Genomic DNA, 15830 nt, shown 5'->3' with positions numbered 1-15830 from the left:
GACGGCATGGCCTTTGTCATGCTGCATCCGTCATTGATGACCCGACTCCTTCATTATCTGCGCGACCTCTCCACAGGGCGAGTCATCCTGTGGTGTTATGCCATCTGGTACACGGTCAATGTCATCGGCCACTTTGATTCGCGCCCGCGCATTTGGCTCACCTCCCTGGGTCTCAGTGGCATCATCGGTGCGGCCCTCATCATCAGCACCCGGCCAGCAGGTGGTCAAAAGACCCGCATGGATCCCTGGGTAACCTTTCGTCTCTTCCTGATGCCTTTTTGCGTCAGCAGTTTCGCGGCCTTGGTGAAGGACGCGGGTTTCGTGCTCATTTTCCCGCCTTCCTGGCAGGAAAACCTGATCGGCCTGGCAGCCATCGTGGCTTTTCTGGCCATCGTTTACATCGTCAAGAAAACTCAAGCTCAGGCCGCCAAAGGCAGCCCGTAAGGCAGGTCTTCAGGCAGCTTTACAAACTCGCGGATGCGGTTCCAAAGCGGGGTGTAGTCCTTGTTCAAGTCACCTGATAGACAGTCAGTCAGCTCGGCTCCCGCCTCAGGATACTTCATCACCACATCCTTGAAGGAGAAGTTAGGATCGTAAAAGGCATAGACCAGCTTGCGCATGTTTTCCACGCCCTCACGGATCTGCCGGCCATAGTCGGCAAAACGTTCCGGTGACAAATCATTGGCCACCAGGGCTTCATGCACGGCATCGCCTGCAAGCACCCCACTTTTCAGCGCCAGCATCACCCCGCTGCTGAAGACAGGATCCAGGAAAGCGAAGGCATCGCCCACCAAGAGCAGTCCTGGTGAAGATCCATATTTGGAATGACGGGAGTACTCGCTCGTCAGCCAATATTCCCCGGTGCATTCCCCCGTGGAAAGATGCTCTTTGATCCACTGGTTTTGCCCGATCTCACGCTGGAACATCGCCTCCGGATCGCGGAAGCCATCGCGAGTTAGATACTTGCCCTCTGCCACGATGCCCACACTCACCATGTCATTATGCTGTGGGATGTGCCAGAACCAGCCCTTGTCAGGTACAAAGGCAATGGTGGTGGCCCCTTCATCCAGGTCCTCCGCACGTTTGGATCCCTTGTAATAGGTCCAAATGGCCACCTTGTTCAGGTAAGGATCGCCCACACGCCAGCCCTGGCGGCTGGAGGCAAAGGCTTCTTTGCCAGAGGCATCAATGACCAACTTGGCATACAACTGTTCCAGACTGCCGTCCTTGTTTTTGACCTCCACGCCAACGACATGACCGCTGTCGTTTTTCAACAGCTGAACCACCGTGGTTTCTTCTCTCACGTGGGCTCCCTTGTCGCGGGCATTGTTCAGCAGCATTTCATCGAACTCAGAACGCAGCACCTGCCAGGTCTGGGCGATGGTTTCCTTGTCGTAACGAGTGTGAAAATAAAAGGGCTGCGAGCGACGGCCATCCGGCTGCACGAAGCTGACGCTGTACTTCTTCATGAAGTGGCTCTTCTTCATTTTCGGGATCATGCCCAGCCGCTCCAAGGGGCCAAAGGTAAAAGGGATCAAGGACTCGCCCACGTGGTAGCGGGGAAATTTGGCACGCTCGATAACCAAAGCCCGATGACCATGCTCAGCCAAAATCGTGGCCACGCTGGCTCCAGCAGGGCCACCACCGATGATCAGGACGTCGTATTGGGAATTCATGAAAAAAGTCTGCTTCCAGTTGAGGTTCACCAATCATTACGCCTGCAAATCATGCAACTATGATTCCATTAACGCATCACCATCATGCTTTAATGCGATAAGTCACGCATACCGAAACTGTGATAGGCCCCAATCCATTGGCAGAAAGCTTGTCATCGTGACGTTCGTCTCTCAGAGTCTCATTTTCATGAAGTTCCTTTCTCTGCTTTTTTGTGCTTTCACGGTCAGCATCACAGCCGCCGAGCCCGAATTTCCCCTGACGGCGGATTCAAAACCGCAGGCCGACGTGGCCAAGGGCACGCTGATCAAGGACAGCTACACCGCCTCTGAAAGCAGTGTCTTCCCAGGCACCGTGCGGGAATACCAGATCTACCTGCCTGCCGGCTTTGATAAGGCCCAGCCTGCCCACTTCATGGTCTTTCAGGACGGTGTCATCTACCAAGCCCCCGTGGTGTTCGATAACCTCATCGCCAAAAAGGACATCCCCTCCCTCGTCGGCATCTTCATCAAACCCGGCGTCGTCCCGGCTGCAAATGACAATGCCCTGCCCCGCTTCAACCGCAGCTACGAGTATGACAGCATCACGCCCACGTATTCGAAATTCCTCATCGAAGAATTCCTCCCGGCGATCGAAAAAAAGCATGCCATTTCTCTGAGCCAGGATCCCAATCACGCTGCCATTTCAGGCAATAGCAGCGGCGGCATCTGCGCCTTCATGGTCGCCTGGCATCGGCCCGACCGCTTCCGCCGCGTCTTCACCGGGGTCGGCACCTATGTCGGCATCCATGGGGCGGATCAGCTCCCCGTGCTCGTCCGCAAAATCGAACCCAAACCCCTGCGCATCTATCTGCAAAGCGGCACTGGCGACAACAACCTCTACTGCGGCGACTGGTGGATGGCCAATCAGATGATGGAACGCAGCCTCGCCTGGGCCGGTTACGACGTCAACCACGCCTGGGGCGAAGGCGGGCATAACCAAAAGCATGCCAGTCAGATCTTCCCCGATGTCCTCCGCTGGCTCTGGCGCGACTGGCAGACCGACATCGAAGTGAAAGCTAACCCCAAGGGAGAATCGAAGTGGAAGGGGTATGAGGTGGTGGAAGATGAGAAATGGGTGGCTGCCAAAGAATCATGCTCATATGCCTCTGTAATTACATCTGACAGCAACGGCGATGTTGTTTGGCTTGAAGAGAATTCCACTCATCATGCCCTATTCTTGACAAGGCATTCGTCTGGCGACAATCCCAGGCGTTTTGGAGAATCCTTTTCTCCGTTCGCCCTGCACGATATCGCCTTTGGAAAGGATAACTGTCTTTACGTGTTGTGCAGCATGAAGGCTACCAAAGACACCGTCTTCAAAATCGATAGAGCGGGTCAAAGGCACGATGTAAAATTCATTTCGAAAGATACATTAGCGGTGGCATTTAACTCCGTATTGAGTATTGCTCGGGCTGGTGGCCTCGTGGGCAATTGGCCAGCAACAGAACACCTTCCAGGCTTATCTGAATATGGTGGCAAAATCACGATATCACCAGATCAAACCACTATTTATCAGGCCCAGCAAGGAGCCGAAATTATCGCATGGCAATATGGAACGAACGGCTCTCTGAATCAGCGTCAGCCGTATTGTATGCTGCAGCTTGATTCCGAAGCAGTAGTTAATCCCCAAAGCCTCTGCGTGGACACCGAAGGCCGTCTCTACGTGGCCACCTCCCTCGGCATCCAGGTCTGTGATCAGGCTGGCCGGGTGAACTTCATCATCCCGACACCGAAGCCCGCCCACGATGTCTGTTTTGGCGGCAAGGATTTGAGCGAGCTCTTCATTGCCTGCGGTGACTCCATCTACAAACGCCCGACGAAAGTCCACGGTGTCGTCAGTGGTCAGCAGGCCCCCATCAAACCAGCGCCGCCCAAGCTGTAGGCGCTAAGCAGTTAAAAAAGGATGTAGCCCGCCTGTGCAGGATGAATTTCGGGGCGATTCACACCTCGTTCGATGTCTCATCCAGAACTTCCAAAAGAGCATTCCCTCTCCCCCAAGAATTGGGGGACGAGGCCCAGGTGAGGGGGGCGCAGCACGCAGAAAGTCCGTCTGCAAAGGCTGCTCTTTTCCCAAAAACAACGCTTCGAGTCTTCGATCCCCGAGACCCCGCCACCCTACTCCACCGCTTTCAACAACCGGCCCTTCAGCGCCTGCGCTGCGGCCAGTGTGGTAGGTGTGTCCACCGTTTCAGGCAGGGCGGTAATGACGGTGCCGGTTTCCTGCACACGAAAAGCTTCGTTGAGGGCCTTCATGGTTCCCTCAGAAGGAGCCCCGGCCACCAGCACCTGCATGAAGCGCTCATCCTTACCACGGGCAGCAGAGACAAAACGTTCGATAGCCCCCTTCTCAGCCCCCACCGGCACCACAGCCAGACGCAGAGTCTGCGAACCTGCCTCACCCGTGATGGCATGGGCCAGTGACATCAGCAAAGCGATGGAATGGACTTCGGCGTTGAGACGGGCCGGATCGCCATACGGCACCAGCAAAAGCACCACCTCACGGAAGCGTGTCTTGCCCGTCAGTTCCACATCCACATTGGCGAGTTCTAGGGACTCTTTCTGGAAGCGCACCCGGCGCACCTGGTAGCCCATGTTTTCAGCCCCCATGCTGGACTCCAGATAAGCTGCCACAGCAGGGATCTTCTGGGAGTCCGGCTGAGCCATGACATCCTTGAGGATGTCCACATGCCGCTGCAGGCCGGCTTCGGTCAGATCGCGTCGCAGGGCCAGGGCGTACTTGTAGCCGCGCTCCTCCACCTTCACTTTTTTTGTCCACCAGATGCCAAAGGAGGCAATGCCCAGAATGACCGTGCCAAAGGGGAAGATGATGAGAGCAGCGCGAATGACGCGGCCCTGAGTGGTGGAAGCGGGGGTATCAGACATGAAAGGAAGTTTGCTCAGGAGAGACAGCCTCCTGAACAGCATGCATAGCGAGGATGGGGCGGCAGCGCAACGGTCACTCCGCCTCGGCACCCACACGCATCTTTTGGAAAGGCACACTTTCCACGACAGCGAGGATCAGCGAATGGAATTTGTATTCCCCCTCCTTGGTGCGGCGCACGATTTCCTTCACCGCAGGTTTGTCACTGTGCTCCAGGCCGCGGCCCAGGGCAAAGGTGAGGATGTTTTCCGCCAGATTCCGGGTGAAATCATCGGCCATGTCACGGGCCAGAATCGTGCGCAGTTCCGTCATGTTTTGGAAAGACTGGCCACGCACCAGAGTGCCTGCGGCATCAATGGGCAGATCCTTTTCCTTCTCACGATAACGACCGATGGCATCGTAATGCTCAAACGCAAAACCCATAGGATCCAGGAAGGCGTGACAGCCTGCACAGGAGGTGTTGGCACGATGTTCGGCGAACTGCTCGCGCAGCGTCATCTTGGATTTGCGCACCTTGGTTTCATCCAGTGGCGGCACACCTCCCGGGGCTGGCGGTGGTGGGGTGCCCAGAATGTTTTCCAGCAGATACTTGCCGCGCTTCACCGGCGAAGTGCGGGTCTGGCCAGAGGTCAGAGTGAGCACACTTCCCTGCGTCAAGATACCCCCGCGTGGAGTGCCCTGGAGGGAGACCTTTTGAAACTTCTCACCCTGGAAATCCTTGATCCCATACCACTCGGCCAATTTCTTGTCCGCAAAGGTATAGTCGGCATTCAGGAAGTCGATGACGCTGCGGTTCTCGCGCAAGATGTGGTCAAAAAACATCTGACTCTCCCGCTTCATGCTGAAGGCGATGCCGCCTTTCCATTCAGGGAAACGCTTGGTGTCGGGGGAGACGATGTCCATGTCGCGCAACTGCAACCACTGGCCGGCGAAATCCTCCGTAAGGGCTGCCGCTTTCCAGTCCCCAATCATGCGGGTCAACTGAGCTGGGAGGTTTTTCCGCAGTTCGCCTTTGGCAGCCAATTGCAGCAAGGCATCATCAGGGGGTGCGGACCAGAGGAAGTAAGACAGGCGTGCCGCCAGACTATACTCATCAATCAAGGCCGATCCATCCGCCACTGCTCCAGCAGGCTGCGGATCGCCACGGAAGAGGAACGAAGGAGATACCAGCATGCCTTCAAGAACATAACTCAGGGCGCCGAGTGGCTTCTCACCCTCCTTGATGGCGAGCTCAGCAAAAGCCTGCCACTTGGTCTTTTCATCGGCCGTCATTGGGCGGCGGAAAAGTCGCGTCCCCATTTTCTCCACCAATGCAGGGACAGCATCCGCCGCCAAAGCACCACCTTGATCCACAGGACCCTCCAGCTTCACCTGATGCACCCACAGATTGCGATCAGCCTTGGTGGCTTCGTCATAAAAATCATTGAGGAACCAGATCTGAATCTCATGGCTGCCTTCAGGCAGATCTGTATCAAGGCTGAACCATTGCGGGGCCTGATTCTTGGCCGTGACTGAGAAAGCTCCCACCGTTTTGCCAGCAATGCGCACATCAAATTTGGCGGGATCCTCCCCGGCCTGCTGCGCCCCAGCTTTCACCGTGATGCGATACTTGCCTGCCTTGGTCAGTTGCAGCGGATGTTTGACATAACCACTGCTCGCCAGGGCGATGCCGCCCGTGTCACGATTGGCATTACCCTGACCGCTTTCCAGGTCTTCACCCGTGAGCTGGATCGCAGGCAGGCCCACGGGTTTGCCGTCCAGCAGCCAGCGCAGGAAACGGCTGCCACGGGGGGCCAGCAGGCTGTTAGGCCCTTTGATCTCCACCTTGTCCAGCACCACATTGCGGTCGCGCTTGGCTGGATCCGAGTTTTTGTCATCACTGAAATCATTCAGGAAGGCGATGGAGAGCTTGGACTCTCCTGCTTTCAGAGCCAGCGTGTAGGTGATCTCCTGGAACTCAGGCTTCTCCGCCTTCCAGCGCTTGGTGACATCAAAGGTGGATACATCCTTGCCATTCAGTTTCATCCCGATTTTCGCAGGTTCGCCACCGGCCTCGGTCGCGGCCACATGCAGGGTCACCGTGTAATTGCCATCCGCTGGCGCACCAAATTTCTGCGACACCTCAGCATTGGCGAAAAAAAAGCGGCGAGTGCCATCCTCGCGAGTGTCGCCCTTTTGCTTGTAGAATTTGCGGCCCTGAATCTCCAGGTCGGCATGGCCAGGCGTCTGGGTATCCATGGCATCTTCGGCCACCGCACGGGAGGCACGCAGGTACTTCTCCATCAGCATGGGGGAAAGGCTCAGGACATCGCCAATGTTGTCGTAACCGTAACCAGTGTCATCTGGCGGAAACTCGCGAGCCGGGCGGCTGTCCACGTAAAGAAGATCTCGCACGGTATTGTTATACTCCGTGCGATTGAGACGACGATAGGTCACATGGCCAGGGTCAGGCTTGGTGGGATCAAACCAAAAGATGGCATCGTCAATCCAGGCCACCATTTCATCCCGTTGCTCAAGGCTAGGCTTGTCCTTTTTCTCAGGTGGCATCACGTGCGTGACGATCTGCTGCCGCACATGATCCCAGAACTTCATGTCCGCACGCAGGGCGGTGTAGTCGGTGTGCTTGTCCCAGGTGAAGCTGCCCTTGTCCATGCCGTCCGCATGGCAATCAAAGCAGTATTTCTCCAGCATCGGTTTGATCTTCTGATCATACATGGCCTGACCACGGGTGGCCAAGGCCTCCGCCGCAGGCGCTGCAGCAGGCACAACAAACAAAAGAGCAATAAAACGGGGAAAGTGCATGGATAAAGGTCTGGGGGAAGAACCGAGGGTATCAATAGACACCCATATCCATTACGCATCATCCGGCCAGGAGATTTCCCGGAGTGTGAATTGTCTTCAAGTCGCCGTTTTTTGCGCGGCTCCGCGCCCCTATTCCCAAAGACGGCCCGCAGCCTGCCACTCCCCCACCAGTTCACGAAAGGCCTGCACCGGCGGCGGATCTTCCTCCGGATTCCACACGAGCACCAGCGGCACCGTTCGCTCCGGCGTCACACTCAGATATTTCAGCGAAGGCGACATGGAGACCGCAGCCACACTGTCCGTCGCGATCCCGACCCCGGCACCGGCTTCGGCATAACTGAGTACGGTGCCCATCAAACTAGGACTGTAGGCAATGCGCGGGGTGAAACCTGCCGCCCGACAAGCCGCCAAAATTTCATCATGCAAACCTACCCCCTCCCGGCGGGCGAGCACGATCAAAGGCTCCTGCGCCAGCATCTTCCAGGTCACACTTTCCCGATCCGCCAGCGGATGATCCAGTGGAACCACAATGCCCAGGGGTTCCTTGCGCAAAAGCAGCGTCTCCAGTGAACGCTCCCCCTGCCCAGGCAGAGGCCGGGTGATGGCCACGGAAAGCCGACCTTTCGCCACCATTTCCCAGACACGCTCCGGCGTCCGCTCTTCCAGATGCACAGATACCTTGGGATAGCGCGCGCGATAGTCATGCAGCAGGCGTCCCAGAAAGCCCTGTGTAGGAGGTCCGATGTAGCCCAGACGCAGTTCCCCCTCCTCCCCGGTCGCAGTGCGCCGCACGCGCCTCATGGATTCTTCAAAGCGCTCCAGCAGCAGCCCTGCCTCATGCAGTAAAACAGCCCCCGCAGGTGTCAGCGCCACCGTACGGCGATCACGCTCGATCAGCCGCGTTCCCAGCTCGCTCTCCAAATCCTGCACCGCCCTGGAAAGAGCAGGCTGGGCAATGTGCAGACGCCGGGAAGCCTGCGAGAAGCTCAATTCTTCCGCCACTGCCTGAAAGTAACGTAAATGCCGCAGATCCATGATCTGCGGCATTACGCTTGGAGCCTTCATCAGGCAAGGAAATGGAAGGACTTCGGAAGAAGTCCTTGGTCAGACTAGGCTTTCTTGTCAGCCTTCTTCTGCTTGGACCAGCGGAGGCGCTGAGCGGCGGCGATCTTCTCCTTGGCTTCAGGAGACATGACGCGCTTCTTGCGGCCGGTTGCCTTTTCAGCCTTGGCCAGTTTCTTCACCGCCTTGTCACCACCCAGAATGCCAGCCAGTTCAGATTGAAGCTTTTCGATCTGACGGGTGACTTCCAGAGCGCGGGTGAGTTGATCTACAGAAGGAAGAGAAGATGCCATAAGGTATTATTTAGTTGGATGAAACCGACAATTTCACTGTCTAAGTATTCCAAACCCTTGTCAATCAAAGGTTAGACCTTTTTACACCCTCTAGCTTATTCGTAAAAACACAAGCTTCCGGGGACTAACCACGGCTAAGATTGGGGAAGATAGCTGGCTTCCAGGTCCAGTTTAAATCTCCAAGTCACCACTTCATCTGGTTGCCCTTCGGCCCGCTTGAAACTCAAAGTCACCGCACAGTCCTGACGGCGCAGGCGATAAGGCAGGCGGTAAGTCACCGTCATGCTGGCCGGGTCATACACTGCGGGAACTGTCCCCAGGCCGGCGATGCGCAAGCGCACACTTCCAGGAACGACTGCCCCCACCCGCTGCAAGCTGGCGCGAATGGTGGGGCGGCGATCCTTGATGATTTCTTCGGGTGCCGGACTTAGCGTGATCAGTTGCTGACCTTCCGAATCCTTGGCATCAGCCTTCAAAAAGTGGTTGGATGTCACATCCCCACGGCCACGAAAACTGGTGGCCAGCTTAAAGTTGGTATCGCTTTCGCCGTGGATGATAAAGCGGCCAATCTTCCCCATCGGAGTATCCCAGTTCACCTTCTGGCTGTTCACGGTCACCAGCGTCTCATACCCCACCTGAAGCCCGGTTTCGGCCATGCTGTCGTCATAGATGCCAAAGGGGTAAGCGAAACTGGTGCATGGCACACCCAGGTTCTTTTCAAGGAACTCCTTGGATTCTTTCAGCTCTCCCAGCACCCACTGAAGGTGCTCGGCGTCTGTGCGCCCCTTCTTGGCCCGCAGGCTTTCATGAGAGACGCTGTGACTGCCAATCTCACAGCCAAACTTCATCATCTCTTTAATCTGATCCCAGCTCAAACTACGCCCACCAATGTTCACATACTTTTTGTAAACATAGACTGTGAAGGGAAAACCGTACTCTTTAAGTACTGGGTAGGCATAGGTATAGACGCCCTCCCACCCATCATCCATCGTGATTACAAGACACTCTTCAGGAATATTCTTCAGTCCCTTCCGCCAAGCCAGGACATCACTCAAAGGGATCACTGGAATTCCAGACTCTTTGATCGCCTTCATCTGTTCCCGGAACTTGGTCGCGGCGATAATCATCGGGCTGCCCCCACGTTCACGGAAGTCATGATACCCCAGGATGGACACCACGGCAGATTTATTCAGTTCAAAGGGTTCAGCCTTCGGAACTAGGTCCTCGGCTTTGGCCGCCTCAAAGACGGAGCTTTCCTGCAGCTTCTTCTCCATCGCCTCCTGGGCAGGAGTCAGCACAGGCTCAGCAGCCACCTTGGCCGGTGCTGGGGCGGGCTCCTGGGTGATCCCGGCGGCCCGCGCCAGGCGGTCCAGTTTGGATTCGATGCGTTTGCAGGCCGGGAATGCCAGAAGGCCGAAAAGGGAAATAGTAAGCGCGAAGTATCGCATCCTCAGAGCTACATACACCTGGGAGGGAATGCAACCTTGACGCGTGCCGGGCTTTAAGCACACTGGACGGTGCTCCGAATCCAGCTCAAATCCAAAATCCATCGCGCCACCGTCACCGATGCCAACATTCATTACGAAGGCAGCATCACCATTCCGGAAGATCTGATGGAGGCCTCGGACCTTTGGAATGGCGAAAAAGTACTGGTGACCAGCGTGACGAGCGGCAACCGGCTGGAAACTTACGTCATCCCAGGTCCCCGTGGTTCTGGCCAGATCGTGGTCAATGGGGCCGCCGCCCATTTGATTGATCAGGGCCAGGTGGTGACCATCATGGGCTTTGGACTTTCTGATCAGCCGATCCAGGCCAAGCGCCTGCTGATGAACGAGCGCAACGAAATCGTGAACACGACCGTGCTCTGATCACCCGCCCAGCCGGACGTAGAGCTTTTCCAGGCTCTCCGGCTTGCGGCAGGCAATGGCCGCTTCCGCCAGGATCATCGCGACATCCAGGCGGCTGATCTTGATGCCCTGCTGCACCTGCTCCCAGCTCGCTGCCTGCATACGCGCCACCGTCTTGATCCCTAGCAGAAGAGGCAAGGACGTAGCATACCTCAGTTTGCCATCGGCCACGTGCTGCACATAGCTCAGCCCGGAGCGCAAACGCTGACGGCAGATCCCCAGCCAATGCGCCCACGCCGTCTTCAGGGCCACCTCCCCCTGCAATCCCCCTGGGAGGTAGCAGCGGCCATCCCGCATGTCTTCACCGATGTCCCGCAGCACATTGATGAGCTGCAGGCCTTTGCCAAAGTCCGCGCCCCAGGCCTTCATTTGAGCCAGTGACACGCCAGCATCCAACGATTCAGGTTTCTCGACCGCGCACATCTCCGTCCAAAATTCGCCCACACATCCGGCCACCAGCCAGGTGTATTCATCCAGCTCTTCTGCATTGGCCAGCGCACGCACCTGCCCATCTCCAGGGAATCGTTGGATGTCGAGAATCTGCCCACGGATGATGTGGTGCAGCACCTCCCGAATCGCCTTCAAGGGTGCCCCTTTCATGGTCCCCAGCCAGGACAGGCCATCGGCAAACCGTAGCATGAGTTGCCTCTCGGCCTCGTCGGCCTGCAAGCTGACAAAGCTCGACTGAATCGTCGCCGCCAGATCGTGGCCCGAACTGTCCGCGCCTTGCACCAGCGCCTCATACTCATTCAGACAGCGCAGCCGCACCTCCGCGGGCACTGCGGCTGTATCCGCGATCGTATCCGCCGTGCGGGCCAGCAGATAAGCCAGCGAGATAGGCTCCCGCAACTCGCGCGGCAGAGCCTTGAGGGTAAGGTAAAAGGAACGTGAAACGGAGGCCAGGAGCTGCCCTCCCAGTTCGCGCTCGTGATGGGATTCATCCAACATGTTCGGCTCAGATAGGCCCGCAGAGGGCCGGGCTCCAGCACAAAAAAAAGAGACGGCTCAGCGCGTGTGCTTCACGATGAAGTCCACTATGGGGCTGCTGTCCTCCAAACCATGCGGGTGATGACCGACCCCCGGCTTGACGATCAGAGTGATACTGCCGCCCAGTGCCTTGTATCGCTCCGCAATCATACCGGTATTTTCATCCCACGGCACCACATCATCAGCATCGCCATACACGTGCAGCAGCGGCACACCGTTTTTAGCCAGAACAGCTAGTTGGTCCACCGGATTCACCTGGGCCGCCATCGCTTCGGCGTCATCTTTAAAGCCCCACAGCTTCAGCACCAGTGCCCAGTTTTTGGGGTCCCCCTTCCCTTTGCCTTTGCCACCGGGCCAGCTCTTAAAGTCACACACAGGCGCGTCGGCATAGATGCAGGAAACCTTGTCCGGATTCGCCGCAGCCCAGTTGTAGCAGTAAAGGCCACCCCGGCTCAGTCCCACTAAAGACGGCTTTTTGCTGAATCCATAACGGCCCGTCAGCTCCTCATGCAGGGCATTCCAATGCTTCACCGCCGGTGGCGAACCCAGCATGTCCTGCACCTTCATGTAAACGATGTGGTAGCCCTTGCCCAGCAAGGCAATGTCAGGCGCAGGCTTGTGGCCAAAGAACTCACCGTGCCAGACCCAGGGTTTCCCTTTCGCGACCTCTTTCGGCACCACGACGGAAACAACCTTGCCATCCACCACGAATTCATGCTTGGCATAGCCGTTCCAGTCCGAGACCGTTCCAGGTAGCCCGGCCGCCGTTTTTCCCAGGGCGAGGTCACGCGCCTTGGCATCCAGTTCTGCCGCCTGCTTTTCAGCTTCCGGCAGAGGCAGCCCGGCTTTCACTCCAGGCCGCTTGTGCCCGGTCTCCGTCAGCCACGCATCCTTCAGCAGATTTTGCTTCCGCTGGATGGCTTCAAAAATGGCGCTGCCACTCGCATGGTCAGGCTTCCCATCCGGGGTCACTTTCAGGCCCCAATGCTCAAGCAGTGGCCGGGCCATCACCAGATGCCCGTCCGCATTGGGATGGATGCCATCCTTGCAGAAGCTGAAGGCCGGATCCTTTTTGCGTGCCTCAGCCAGCGCCTTCGCCATGGCACCATGCACATCCAGCACCTGCCAGCCTGCGTTACGCTGTTCCAGCAGCCATTGAGCATAAGCGGCCAGGACTTCATCATAGCCCGCATAGGGTTGCGGGTAGTCCTTCAGGCCCGCAGGCAACACACGCGCCTGAATCGGCAAAGGATCAAACACTGGCGGAGTCAGATGAAGGATGGTCGCACCTGCAGCCGCCACTTTTTCACGCAGCTTTTTCATGCCCTCCTGATAGGCCTTCATGCGTTCCGGACTCAGCGGGTAATAGATGCCATCGTTCATCCCATAGCAGGCAATGACGAACTCAGGCTTGGTCTTGGCCAGGATGCGGTCCAGACGCTCGTGAAGATCGGGCCGTGGGAACTTCCCTCCCGCGTGACCTTCCTCTGACAGCCCGGAAACCGTCTCACTGGAAAGCCCGAGATTCAGGATCTCATAGCGTTCCCCGGGATGCTGCGCCACCAGCGCCGCCTCAATGATCTGCACATAGGTGCCGCCATAGGTGATGCTGTCGCCGAGAAAGAGAATCCTCCGGGCCTCCGGCAGGGCGGCATGCAAAGGCAGCAGGAAGAGGCACAGGCAGGAAAGCAAAAAGGCACGCATGTTGGGGAAGCAATTACGCAGACTGTGGCCAGAACTGATCACAGAATCAATGCTCCAGACACAGCTTCAGATGGGGTGCGCCCCCTTCTGTCTTGTAGGCTCAATGGGGAACTGCACCCTTCATGCTCTGTAGCATCTCCAAAAGGCGGGCAGTAATCTTGGTGCTGGCCTCCACTTCCAAACGATTGGTGCCCAGCCAGGTTTCGTAACCGCCCAACCGATGATGCTCCGGCGTGGGCAGATAACCAAAGTACCCGCCCGCGATGCTGTGGGTGAAGGAGGGTTTGAAGGGACTCTTTAATTTCAGTTCAAGCCCTGTTTCCACAAAGGTCTCGCAGGGGATGGCGCAGATGCCAGCCTCCCCAATGCGCAACGTCTGCAGAGGAAGATCAATGTGGGGTCCGACGGCGCGGAGCTTGAGCGTGCGCTCCGCATACACCACGTCCAGAAGAGCCTTGCCCCCGATGACACGGGGCTTGGCAACGATGCCTTCAGCCCGGGCTATCTGTTCTGCGGTCGGCCGGCGTGCATCCAGACGCAGCTCGCTGAAACGTGAATCCAGGGGCACCCAGTCACGGTAGGTGATGCCTTTCATGGCCTCAAAAGCCGCCTCGGCCACCTCATCCGCCACCGCTTTGATCTTGCTGTACGGAGGACCTGCCTTGGCGGCAGGTTTCGAATAGTCATTGTTATTGATGTTGCCGCTGGTGCCATTGCTCAGCATGGCAACGAAGGGCACCTCCTGCCGATCTGCGCCTAACAACTGTTGCAAACGATCACAGAAGACGGCGAAGTAATCCGCCGAAATATGGCCATTGCCCACATCGCCCACATAGTGAAGCGAGTAGTTCGCCAGCACGGCCAGGGGCTTGCCATCGGCAGTCTGCAGGGAGATCACGCAGACCTCGGGGTCCGTCGGCCCAGCGGGCTTCACCAGATTGGGTCCACGTGGGGGATTCATCTTCACCTGATCAATGCCGCCAAAGGGATTCGGCGGCACCGTTCCCTCCTTCATGAACCAGCGTCGGTTGAAGACCTGATCCGGCTCCTGGCCCACGGCCCAGCCAATCTTCACAGGGACCAGATTATTGACGGCCCGCGTCACCCCATCGGCAATGCGGCGTGCCACAAAGGCCTGATATTCATTCAACGGCTCGTCCAGGGAATAGCGGTTCTCGCTCAGGGCGCTGGAGGCGGAATGCGTGTGCGTGGCCGACATCAGCACACACTCACGGGGGATGCCCGTCTGCGCCTGGACCAGCCTCGCCGCCTCATCAAACATCTGGCGCGCTCCGCCGAGGAGATCGCACACCACAATGGCCAGACGCTTTTCACCATTGTCCAAAACGAGGCAGCGCGCATGCAGCTCATCGTGAATGTGGGTGGAGGGAAAAGGTGAAAATCCCCCAACAATGGCTCCGCCAATCGGTGGCGTGATATTGCTGGTGGCCGCCCCCGCCAGCAGCTTTTTGGCAGGTTCCTGGGCCCCTGCCGTGACAAGGCTGAGAGCGATCCAAACAAGGAGATGACGCATCTCAGCAATACGCCATCCCACCAGCAGATCCTTCGCCAAGTTCAATGGCTTGCCCCCGTCCTCAACGGAAGTAACCGCTCACCTTCAGCTTGCGGCCAAAGATCTTGTCTCCGGCAGCCACATACAGAATGTCGTGATCCTTGCCTGCAAACTCAGCGCTGACGATCTTGCCATCCATCACCGGCTTGGCAATGATCCCGGCGAGCCGTCCTGCCGGATCAAAGATCTGCACGCCGAGATCAGTCGTCACAAAGTAGCGTCCTTTAGACTCCGTGGTGGCCCCATCACCAGCCGCCGTTTCTTTGCCCACAGGCAGCCACATGGTCATGAAGGGAGCCCCGCCGCTTAGCGTGCCATCTTCCTCGATGCGCCACGTCCACACATGCTTGCCGCCGTGTTCGGAGACCACCAGAGTCGCTTCATCGGGAGAGATGGTGATGCCGTTGGGTTTCGCCACATGCCCTTCATCCGCCACCACGTGCTTCTTGTCCGCCGTGATCAGGTGGATGCGCTGAGTGGGGGTCTCCGTAAAATAAAGATTCCCCTTTTTGCTGACGACGAGGTCATTGCACTTCACGCCCGTCAGCAGGACCTCCACCTCGCCTTTCATGGTGATGGCGATGATGCGCTGTTCACGGTTGTGACAGGCATAAAATCGGCCATCGGGTCCGATCTGCAGACCGCTGATACCCGGCAGATTGTCGAGAAACAGGTCCGTCTTGCCCGTCGCAGCATCCAGCTTGTAGATCCCCTTCCCGGCCTTCACATCCGTGAAGAAGAGATTGCCAGCCGCATCTGTGCAGAGGCCATCGGTGAAGTTGTAGCCGGAGACCGCCTCTTTCCAGGGCTGGTCATCGCTGAGGTATTCATGCAAGGAAGTGTCCTGGGCGGAGGACAGCAGGGGCAAAAAGGCCAGAGAAAGAAAGGCGAGATATTTCATGCAAA

13 protein-coding genes are annotated in these 15830 nt (G+C 57.4%); 3 read left to right on the top strand and 10 right to left on the bottom strand.

Features of this window, described 5'->3' with window-relative positions:
- The first annotated feature begins 36 nt into the window (after positions 1-36).
- The gene (locus tag ABEB25_RS11170; protein ID WP_345736488.1) at positions 37-444 is read left to right on the top strand and encodes a hypothetical protein; all 408 of its coding nucleotides are present in this window, start codon (positions 37-39) and stop codon (positions 442-444) included.
- Here the strand turns inward: ABEB25_RS11170 and ABEB25_RS11165 are convergent.
- The gene (locus ABEB25_RS11165) at positions 420-1676 is read right to left on the bottom strand and encodes an NAD(P)/FAD-dependent oxidoreductase (RefSeq protein ID WP_345736487.1); all 1257 of its coding nucleotides are present in this window, start codon (positions 1674-1676) and stop codon (positions 420-422) included. The two genes, ABEB25_RS11170 and ABEB25_RS11165, sit on opposite strands and share 25 nt — an antisense overlap.
- A gap of 187 nt (positions 1677-1863) precedes the next feature.
- Here ABEB25_RS11165 and ABEB25_RS11160 point away from each other — a divergent pair, with 187 nt between their 5' ends.
- Positions 1864-3597: an alpha/beta hydrolase-fold protein gene (locus ABEB25_RS11160; RefSeq protein ID WP_345736486.1), complete on the top strand. Its 1734-nt coding sequence runs from the start codon at positions 1864-1866 to the stop codon at positions 3595-3597.
- Positions 3598-3830: 233 nt separating this feature from the next.
- Here ABEB25_RS11160 and ABEB25_RS11155 read toward each other — a convergent pair whose 3' ends face one another.
- From ABEB25_RS11155 to ABEB25_RS11135, 5 genes are all read right to left on the bottom strand, one after another.
- Entirely contained in the window at positions 3831-4598 is a 768-nt protein-coding gene (locus ABEB25_RS11155) for a hypothetical protein (protein WP_345736485.1), read from the bottom strand.
- Positions 4599-4671: 73 nt separating this feature from the next.
- On the bottom strand, positions 4672-7398 hold the full coding sequence (locus tag ABEB25_RS11150; RefSeq protein ID WP_345736484.1) for a DUF1592 domain-containing protein: 2727 nt from the start codon (positions 7396-7398) through the stop codon (positions 4672-4674).
- Positions 7399-7527: 129 nt separating this feature from the next.
- Complete coding sequence (locus ABEB25_RS11145) at positions 7528-8463, bottom strand: LysR substrate-binding domain-containing protein (protein ID WP_345736483.1); 936 nt, start codon at positions 8461-8463, stop codon at positions 7528-7530.
- 44 nt (positions 8464-8507) lie between these two features.
- Positions 8508-8753 (bottom strand): hypothetical protein, encoded by a 246-nt coding sequence (locus ABEB25_RS11140; protein WP_345736482.1) that lies wholly within the window; start codon positions 8751-8753, stop codon positions 8508-8510.
- A gap of 134 nt (positions 8754-8887) precedes the next feature.
- A complete protein-coding gene (locus ABEB25_RS11135; protein WP_345736481.1) occupies positions 8888-10201 on the bottom strand; it encodes a polysaccharide deacetylase family protein in 1314 nt (437 codons plus the stop codon).
- Between the two features lie 69 nt (positions 10202-10270).
- Here ABEB25_RS11135 and panD point away from each other — a divergent pair, with 69 nt between their 5' ends.
- Entirely contained in the window at positions 10271-10621 is a 351-nt protein-coding gene (gene panD / locus ABEB25_RS11130) for an aspartate 1-decarboxylase (protein ID WP_345736480.1), read from the top strand.
- On the opposite strand, the gene ABEB25_RS11125 is transcribed toward panD, so the two are convergent.
- From ABEB25_RS11125 to ABEB25_RS11110, 4 genes are all read right to left on the bottom strand, one after another.
- Positions 10622-11608 carry a phytoene/squalene synthase family protein gene (locus ABEB25_RS11125; protein ID WP_345736479.1) on the bottom strand — a complete coding sequence of 329 codons (987 nt, stop codon included), beginning with the start codon at positions 11606-11608 and terminating at the stop codon, positions 10622-10624. It lies immediately after the preceding gene.
- 57 nt (positions 11609-11665) lie between these two features.
- Positions 11666-13351, bottom strand: coding sequence for an SGNH/GDSL hydrolase family protein (locus ABEB25_RS11120; protein ID WP_345736478.1), 1686 nt, complete (start codon positions 13349-13351; stop codon positions 11666-11668).
- A gap of 100 nt (positions 13352-13451) precedes the next feature.
- The gene (locus ABEB25_RS11115; protein WP_345736477.1) at positions 13452-14885 is read right to left on the bottom strand and encodes a neutral/alkaline non-lysosomal ceramidase N-terminal domain-containing protein; all 1434 of its coding nucleotides are present in this window, start codon (positions 14883-14885) and stop codon (positions 13452-13454) included.
- 61 nt (positions 14886-14946) lie between these two features.
- A complete protein-coding gene (locus tag ABEB25_RS11110) occupies positions 14947-15825 on the bottom strand; it encodes an SMP-30/gluconolactonase/LRE family protein (RefSeq protein WP_345736476.1) in 879 nt (292 codons plus the stop codon).
- Between the last annotated feature and the right edge of the window lie 5 nt (positions 15826-15830).

Source organism: Prosthecobacter algae, from assembly GCF_039542385.1.
In the GTDB taxonomy this organism is placed as follows: Bacteria; Verrucomicrobiota; Verrucomicrobiia; order Verrucomicrobiales; family Verrucomicrobiaceae; genus Prosthecobacter; species Prosthecobacter algae.
This window is presented reverse-complemented; position numbering and strand designations above follow the sequence as displayed.

Coding starts and splice junctions, on each gene's coding strand:
- ABEB25_RS11110 (WP_345736476.1), bottom strand. CDS start 15,825: ATGAAATATCTCGCCTTTCTTTCTCTGGCCTTTTTGCCCCTGCTGTCC.
- ABEB25_RS11115 (WP_345736477.1), bottom strand. CDS start 14,885: ATGCGTCATCTCCTTGTTTGGATCGCTCTCAGCCTTGTCACGGCAGGG.
- ABEB25_RS11165 (WP_345736487.1), bottom strand. CDS start 1,676: ATGAATTCCCAATACGACGTCCTGATCATCGGTGGTGGCCCTGCTGGA.
- ABEB25_RS11150 (WP_345736484.1), bottom strand. CDS start 7,398: ATGCACTTTCCCCGTTTTATTGCTCTTTTGTTTGTTGTGCCTGCTGCA.
- ABEB25_RS11145 (WP_345736483.1), bottom strand. CDS start 8,463: ATGAAGGCTCCAAGCGTAATGCCGCAGATCATGGATCTGCGGCATTTA.
- ABEB25_RS11170 (WP_345736488.1), top strand. CDS start 37: ATGACCCGACTCCTTCATTATCTGCGCGACCTCTCCACAGGGCGAGTC.
- ABEB25_RS11140 (WP_345736482.1), bottom strand. CDS start 8,753: ATGGCATCTTCTCTTCCTTCTGTAGATCAACTCACCCGCGCTCTGGAA.
- ABEB25_RS11120 (WP_345736478.1), bottom strand. CDS start 13,351: ATGCGTGCCTTTTTGCTTTCCTGCCTGTGCCTCTTCCTGCTGCCTTTG.
- ABEB25_RS11135 (WP_345736481.1), bottom strand. CDS start 10,201: ATGCGATACTTCGCGCTTACTATTTCCCTTTTCGGCCTTCTGGCATTC.
- ABEB25_RS11160 (WP_345736486.1), top strand. CDS start 1,864: ATGAAGTTCCTTTCTCTGCTTTTTTGTGCTTTCACGGTCAGCATCACA.
- ABEB25_RS11155 (WP_345736485.1), bottom strand. CDS start 4,598: ATGTCTGATACCCCCGCTTCCACCACTCAGGGCCGCGTCATTCGCGCT.
- ABEB25_RS11125 (WP_345736479.1), bottom strand. CDS start 11,608: ATGTTGGATGAATCCCATCACGAGCGCGAACTGGGAGGGCAGCTCCTG.